This window comes from Spirosoma utsteinense, assembly GCF_014282275.1.
Taxonomy (GTDB): domain Bacteria; phylum Bacteroidota; class Bacteroidia; order Cytophagales; family Spirosomataceae; genus Spirosoma; species Spirosoma utsteinense.
Genome location: NZ_VFIA01000169.1, coordinates 1 through 806 on the forward strand (window position 1 = coordinate 1; position 806 = coordinate 806).

1 protein-coding gene is annotated in these 806 nt (G+C 35.4%); it reads right to left on the reverse strand.

What is annotated here, in order from left to right; translation table 11 throughout:
• Window positions 1-401: 401 nt before the first annotated feature.
• Window positions 402-584, reverse strand: a complete 183-nt coding sequence (locus FH603_RS28310; protein ID WP_186742774.1) for a hypothetical protein — start codon at window positions 582-584, stop codon at window positions 402-404.
• Between the last annotated feature and the right edge of the window lie 222 nt (window positions 585-806).

The window sequence follows — 806 nt, forward strand, 5'->3', positions numbered from 1 at the left end:
ATTAGTCTGCTGTTTTTCAAGCTGTTGCAGTTCGTCAACGGTCTGGCTGATTTTAGTAGCGTAATCCATAACCAAAGATACGACTTATTGAATTTGATTTAGTATAAGTTGATATGAAGCGTAAAATTTTGATCGGCCTGTTAATCGTTGTCGCTGTTATAGTGGCTCTTAGCGTTGCAGAGTACTTTACTCTGTGTAGTTCAAGCCCCCGGTCTGTGAAGATTGAGCGACATAAATAGGTAATAAATACAAAAATGCTAGTGGTGATATGCAATGTCACCACTAGCATTTTTTCAAGGTATGTTGTATAACTGATGTTCTGTTATATGATAAATCTCATTTTTATAACTTCTATTTTTAATATATTTTTAAATTTTTGCGTACCCTGGTTCATTCAAGACTTAATTTAGTTTCCTCTCTTTTTGCTTATGTTTCTCTAAATACTCAACAAATTTGCTTCTTTTCAATCCGTTTGGTATTGAGTTATCATACAGTAATTTAATAGCCATTTTATCAGGTTCTGGTATTGTTGCCGCAGTAAGTTCATCTTTTTCGGCAGCTTCTAAACTATCATATAAACGCACTCCGAGTAGATGCTCTTCCTTATATGCCTTTTTTGAATGCCCCGATAGCCCTAAGGCATGACAGAATTCATGGCGTAAAATCCTATTTCTCCACTTACCTTTTAATGCTGGACTTATACTAAATCAAATTCAATAAGTCGTATCTTTGGTTATGGATTACGCTACTAAAATCAGCCAGACCGTTGACGAACTGCAACAGCTTGAAAAACAGCAGACTAATGT